The sequence below is a fragment of the uncultured Oscillibacter sp. genome (assembly GCF_910579365.1).
Taxonomy (GTDB): Bacteria; Bacillota; Clostridia; order Oscillospirales; family Oscillospiraceae; genus Oscillibacter.
The window spans coordinates 1-7,086 of record NZ_CAJTUX010000098.1 but is presented as its reverse complement, the minus strand read 5'-3'; the positions used below and the strand labels follow the sequence as shown (position 1 = coordinate 7,086).

At 56.4% G+C, this 7,086-nt stretch carries 1 protein-coding gene; it reads left to right on the top strand.

Annotation, left to right across the window (positions count from 1 at the left end; genetic code table 11):
* The first annotated feature begins 3 nt into the window (after nt 1–3).
* Complete coding sequence (locus QZ329_RS14275; RefSeq protein WP_295753676.1) at nt 4–99, top strand: TnpV protein; 96 nt, start codon at nt 4–6, stop codon at nt 97–99.
* Nucleotides 100–7,086 lie beyond the last annotated feature (6,987 nt).

The following is a 7,086-nucleotide window of genomic DNA, read 5'->3' as shown; positions in this document are numbered from 1 at the left end:
GCGATGAAGGCCCGCGATCAGATGGGATGGGTCCAGGCGGTGAACAGCTTCACGGAGCAGGCGGAGGAAATGGTCCTGGCGGAGATCGTTTACAAGTAAATTCAGAGGATGAACAAGCGGCGGGCGGACAGCCCGCCGCTTCTGCGTCTGCGGAGGAACCGCTCGCCCCTGCGGAGCCGGACCTTTCGCTGTTCTCCCTGTTCCCCACGGTAGAGGAACAGATTGAGAATATCGCCCAGGCACAGGCGGAGGAAAATAAGCAGACCACAAAACGTTCCCCGCCTGCCCGCAGAGGGGCGAGACGTACTGCGCCCAAGACCCCGGACGCGCCCGAAGGGGAGCTTACGGCTGCGGCCCGCGACTTGGCAAAGAAAATGCAGCCGGATATGCGGGAAAATCACGATGGGCAGTTATCCTTTGATCTCTTTGGCACCCCCGCGCCGGAGCCGTCCCCCTTGCCGCCGCCTGTTTCAACACCCCGGAAACCTGTGGTGGTGGAGACGATTCTTTCTCCTGATCTGGAACAAGAAAAACAGCAGCGGATAGCCGCAGAGGAAAAGGAAGCCGCCCAGCGGTATGACCTGGGCTATGGGCACATGGGCAACGGCCTGACGGTCTGGAACCGTCTGGAAGAAGAACACGGCGACTATAAGACGGTGGCCCATATTGCCCCGGATCGTACAGTTACCTTCTATGACCCGGATATGCCGGAGGTAGTCAAAGCGCAGATTCGGAAAATCGCCATGACCACGGAAATGAGCGTATCTGCCACCCAGGATACGCCGGTATTCTCTGTGCCGCCTCAAGCGCCGGAGCAGGAGCAAACAAAGGGAGCAGATTACTTTGACAGTTATGCCGCTGTCAAGGAAGCCTACCCGGACAGCATTGTGTTGTATCAGATGGGGGACTTCTACGAAATGTATGGTGAGGACGCGAAAACTGCCGCCTCACTGTTGAACCTCCCTCTGTCCACCCGCTTCATGGATGCTGAACGTGTGGCAGTATGCGATTTCCCCACCCGGAACCTAAACGACCAGCTCCTGGGAAAACTCCGGGATACACACGCTGTTACGATCACGCTCTATGACCCGAACCAAAAACAGCACATGGCCCACATGATGCAGGCCATAAACACCCCGGCGAAGGAAGCCCCAGAAGCTCCCGCACCGGAAAGCAGCTTAGAAGGCAAACCGACTGTTCGGGAACTGCACGATCATTATATGCCCATTGTCAAAAATCTGGTGCTGAATGATGTGGCATATCAAAATGCCTGCGCCAATTCTGACCGGGAGAGCGCCTATCTGGAAGGTAGGGCGGCAGTCGAGCGGGCGGCACGGACCCTCGCTGATGATATGACGTTTCTCCGCTTGTACTCTGACCACACCGCCTTTCACAACCGGCTGCATCGGGAGGTCATAGACGAAACCTATCCCATGCTCTCCCAGCCCCAGCAGGAGCTTGACAGCGTTCCCTACAATTTTGAATTTGAGTACCGGCAGTTGAGCCGCTTGAAATCCGACTGTGAATACTTTCTCGGTGCTGGCCAGCGTCATGGAAAGCATTTGTCGGAGGGCGGCATAGAGGCGCAGATCGCTAAAATGCGGGAACTGTACGATACTGTCCCGGAGAAACCGGAATGGCTGACAGCGGAGGACATTGACCGCTATGAGGCGGAAATGCAGGCCGGGGCGGTTGAAGTCACTGTTCCCAACTATCAAGCCACGTTGACGGCGGAAGAGGCCCCCCTGCTGGAACGTCTCATGGCGGACGCGGGGATTGAACACGCAAAGTTTGTCCACGATAACGGCGAAGTCACATTCAGCTTTGCGGCGGCGGTGAGGGATGCGGTTGAGAATCTGATCGCCAGATTACGGGCAGAACTCGCTAAAGCGGTGTCAGCCACATACGCCGCCGCGAAAAAGCCCGGACGGTCCAGACCGGAACTGAACTACCGCAAATTTGAAAAGCTGTTCCCGGAGATCGCCAGCGGCGAATACCGCTATCTGTGTATGGAATCCGGGCCGGGCATGATGCCCCTCCACCTGGAATGGATTGACACGGACGTGATCGCCGTTAGCCACACCTTCCAGCAGAACGGTGATACCATGTACGACCCGGAAATGACCTTCCGGGTGGACCGGGAGAAAGGTACTCTGGAATCGCTGTCCTTCCGGCAGGATGGTTTTCCCCGGCGAAATGATGAAGTCTATCCCGAACCCGGTAAATGGAGGCCGAAGCTGCGGAGCAGTCTGAACCGATTCACCCAGCAATGGTTCAAAAATATCAGTCAGCAGAACTACCATAAGCGGGAGGCCGTCATAGTCCGAGATGGCGAGGATGTCCGCCTGACTTTCGATCAGGACGGCAGGGCGGTGGACCCCGGCGCAGCTATGCTACCGGAGACAGCCACGCCGGGACCAGAATTATCCGCCCCCCGCGATCTGCTGGCCCCTGCCTGTCAGACGGGTGACACGGTATATATAGGCGATAAGGTTTTTGCTATTGCAGAGATTGGGAAATCTGGAGTGTTGCTGAGAGACACAGCGCAAAGCGAGCTAATTTATGAACCTATGGACACGAACGCTTTCGTGCAGGCACTTTTGCTGGACCAGCGCAACCAAAGCATTAGTGGTTACATTTCCTCTTATCTGCCGGAAGTAAATGACGATTTGCGGGAGGCTCTGGTTGGTGCCGGTGGTTTGCTGAAGCTACGGGACAAGGCGGTTATTGCCGGGTATATTCAAGCGGGCGCGGATAATCTGAAAATTGCCAAGTATATGGCGGATACCTATGCGGGTACTGATGAAACCATAACCTTGATGACCAGCGATCAGGCGGACTACTCTGCCACAAAGGCCCACTTTACGGTCAAAATCCACGACAAATTTAGAACGTGGGTATCTATGAAATGGGATATGGTGGCAACAGTCCTTCGCGCCCTCTATCAGCAGGAATTAGACGGCTTCCTTCATGAGCCGTCCGCTATGGAACGTTCGGAATCGGAGACAGAACTAGCCCCCACCAACATAGGTACACCAGAACAAACAAATGCCGTCAGTCCAGTTAGACTTTACAGAAAAGCCCTGGATTTACTCGATAGGACAATCAAAAAATGTGACATTTATCCCTATCTGTGCGACCCCAAAACAGACTATGATGAGGCCGTAGCGGCACTGACTGATGATCTGTCCTACTATGTGGAAAAGGCGGCTGGTGAGTATCCTGACATTATGAAGGCACTCCACACGCTACCCAAGTTCAGCGAATGGCTGATTGAGGACATTTTGGAGCGGAATTATGCTTGGGCCCCTTCCGCTCCGAAACGAGCGACAGAACGCTATGCCGATACCCCGGACGCTCCTGAGTGGGTTCGGAAAACACTCTCTATGGACCAATGGGAACCGGAATTGACGGTAGCCAGGACGGGAACACCCATCACGCACGAGACGGAGACGGAATCCACCGGGGAGGGTGATTTGGAGCAGCCGGAAAACGGCGGTAATATGCTTGACCCCAAACTTCTGGACCCTGCCTACCAGATAGGCGATACGGTATACTCGAACAACCGCTTCTTTGAGATCAGTGGCATCACCCCATCTGAGATAGAACTTATAGATAAGACCACCGTGCCACCGCTCATGACCACCCTAACGGTTACACGCTTTGAGTACCTTCTGCGGCAGGACCCCCGCAATCTCGCTGTCTCTGATTTCCTGTCCACTGACACCAGCCGCATCCATGATGATACCAGGGAGGTTTTGACGGCGCATCTTTTGACCTCCGGTGAGCGAGACGCCATATCACGATGGTTCCGGTCCGGTGAGGGCAATGCCCAAATTGCCGGACGCATTTCAGAAATGCTCTCCGGCCGATCTGGTTCTGTGGATGTTCCGGGGAATGTCGTTGCAAAATACTCCGCAGATGACAAAGGGCTTCATGTGAGCCACCAGTTGTACGCTGGCTTTCGGACCTGGGAGGAAGTAGCGGCCATTTACCGTACCCTCTGGCAGCAGGAATTGGATGGCTTTTCCCATGAGCCGCCCGCCGTGGACATTTTGGAGACAGAACAGGCAGAGGCCGGTGCAGAGATACCCCCGGAGCCGGGAGCCGCATCAGAACCTACCGGCGCGGGTACGCCGGAGCAGGCGGGAATGGCTGATACTGCCGCCGCTGAACCTGATCTCACCCCGAATGTCGAGGAATATCTGAATCTGAAAGTCCAGCACCCGGATAAGCTCATCGGCGTCCAGGTGGGGGATTATATGCTGTTCTACGGCAAGGATGCCGAAGAAGCGGCACCTGCCCTTGGAACCAAACTGCCGGTGCGGGATATTCCCGGTCTTGGCGTCACACCTGTTACCGGGAGCAATCTCGCGTGGCAGGCTACTTTGAAGGACCTGCTGGAACATGGAAAAAGTGTCGTACTGGCCCGGCCTGACCCCGAACGCGGTCCGGATGCCCCCTATGAGATCATCAAGGAGCGGGATGCCGCCGACTATATCCCCATCGGTATGGAACTGACTGTTGACGGCCACCGCATGAAAATTGACAGCGTGGACTATACCAGGGGCGAAGTCATGCTGCTGGATATGGAGATAAAAGGCTATATGCCTATGTTTTCTGTCCAGCCTGTGCCCTATGTGCGGCAGTTTGTAGAGGAACAGCAAGACCGCGATTTTGAAGCCAACATTCAGCGTGAAATGGAGGCCCTTACCTCCGGCTCATTGGAGGAACAGGACCGCGCCGAGGCTGACGATCTGGAAACCGCAAAGCAGCTTATCAGCGACTTTTGCGCCGATGAGTACCAGGTTGAGGAAGTGGACTTCTCCAACCCGGAGCATATCGGTATCGCCTATACCACCACCGAGGATGAGAAGCACGAAATCCAGGTGGAGGTCAATCTGCTGGATTTCAGCGTCAGCCAGCTTGTGGACGATGTATGCGTGGAGAAGCGCAGCTATGACAGCCTGCGGGAACTGATCGACAATGAACTGACGGCCTTGGACTTTGACGAGCTTGTCCGGCTGAAACATGACCTTCCCCCGGAGCCTGAGCGTGTAGAACTGGACGGCGGCAAGCTCACTCCGCCGCCTGCACCCATCACTACCAAAGTGGTGGGGCGCGTGGACACAGGGGCTTTTGAGGTTGTCTTTCAAGAAATGCACTTCGGCCCGGAAAAGCACAATTTTCACATCACCGATGATAACCTGGGCGTAGGCGGCGACAAAACCAAATATCAGTACAATGTGGCGGCTATCCGTACCTTGAAGCAGATCGAGGCGGAGAGCCGCCTTGCTACGCCGGAGGAACAGGAAATTCTCTCCCGCTATGTGGGCTGGGGCGGTCTTGCCCAGGCGTTTGACCCCGACAACGAGAAATGGGCCAGGGAATACGCCGAACTGAACGAGCTGCTGACCCCGGAGGAATACACCTCCGCCCGGACTACCACGGTCAACGCCCACTATACCAGCCCCACCGTTATCAAGGCTATCTATCAGGCGGTGGAGAACATGAACTACCAGCCGGGGACCGTGCTGGAGCCGTCCATGGGTATTGGCAACTTCTTCGGCCTCCTGCCAGAGAGCATGACGGACGCCAAGCTCCACGGCGTGGAGCTGGATGATCTGACCGGGCGGATCGCCAAGCAGCTATACCAGAAAGCGGATATTGCCATTGACGGCTTTGAGAACACCGACCACCCAGACAACTACTTTGATCTGGCTGTGGGCAATGTGCCCTTCGGGGAGTACAAGCTCCACGACCGCCGCTATGACCGGCAGAATCTACTCATTCACGACTACTTCATCACCAAGACGCTGGACAAGGTGCGTCCCGGCGGCATTGTGGCCTTTGTCACCACCAAGGGCACCCTGGACAAGAAAAACAGCAAGGTCCGGGAGGCTCTGGCGCAAAAGGCCGACCTGCTGGGGGCGATTCGCCTGCCTAACAACGCTTTCAAGGCCAACGCTGGCACCGAAGTCACCACGGATATTCTCTTTTTCCAGAAGCGTGACCGCGCTCCGGAGAAGCTGCCGGAGTGGGTGGAGAGCGGCCTGACGGCGGATGGCGTACCCCTGAACCGCTATTTCCTGGACCACCCGGAGATGGTGCTGGGCAAAATGTCGTTCTGGAAGAATATGTACGGCAACGAGACGGAGACGGCCTGCCTGCCCATTGAGGGAGCGGACCTCACCCAGCAGCTTGCCGAGGCTGTCCAGCACATTACCCCGCCTAACCGGGAGCTGCTGGAAGTGACCCCGCCGGAGCAGGAGAACGGCAAGGAGATCGAATCCATCCCCGCTGACCCCACTGTACGCAATTTCAGCTTTGCCCTGTCCCATGGAAAACTGTACTTCCGCGAGAACTCCCGCATGAACCAGGTAGAGCTGGGCAAAGTGCCCACCGAGCGCGTCAAGGGCATGATCGCCATCCGGGACAGTGCCCGGAAGCTCATTGATCTGCAACTGCATGGAGCGAAGGACAGCGAAATCCAGGCGGAGCAGGCCAATCTCAACCAGCTCTATGACCAATTCACCAAGAAATATGGTCTGTTGAGCAGCACCGGAAACCGGCTTGCATTCCGAAAGGATTCCTCCTATCCGCTGCTGTGTTCGTTGGAGGTTCTGAACGACAAGGGTGAGCTGATCCGTAAGGCAGATATGTTCACCAAGCGAACCATCCAGCACCACCAGCCCGTCACCAGCGTGGATACAGCGGCGGAGGCCCTGGCTGTCTCCATTGCGGAGCGGGCCTGTGTTGACCTGGGCTACATGGCCTCTCTCATGGGCGGCGGGGACAAGATACCGCAGATCGTGGAGGATTTGAAGGGCGTCATTTTCAAGGACCCCAACACCGGCCCCTTTGACATTGAGGGCGGCGGTACGAATTGGTACAAGGGCTGGCAGACGGCGGACGAATATCTCTCCGGTGATGTGCGGAAGAAACTCATTGCCGCCCGCGCCGCCGCTGAACAGTACCCGGAATTTGCTGTCAATGCGGAAAAGCTGGAACAGGTGCAGCCCAAGGAGCTGACCGCCGCCAGATCGGAAGAGCGTCGTGTAGGGAAAGAGTGTGTCAGTACGTGTA

Bases quoted from the DNA above. Each gene is read 5' to 3' on its own strand.
- QZ329_RS14275 (WP_295753676.1), top strand. From the start codon at position 4: ATGAAGGCCCGCGATCAGATGGGATGGGTCCAGGCGGTGAACAGCTTC.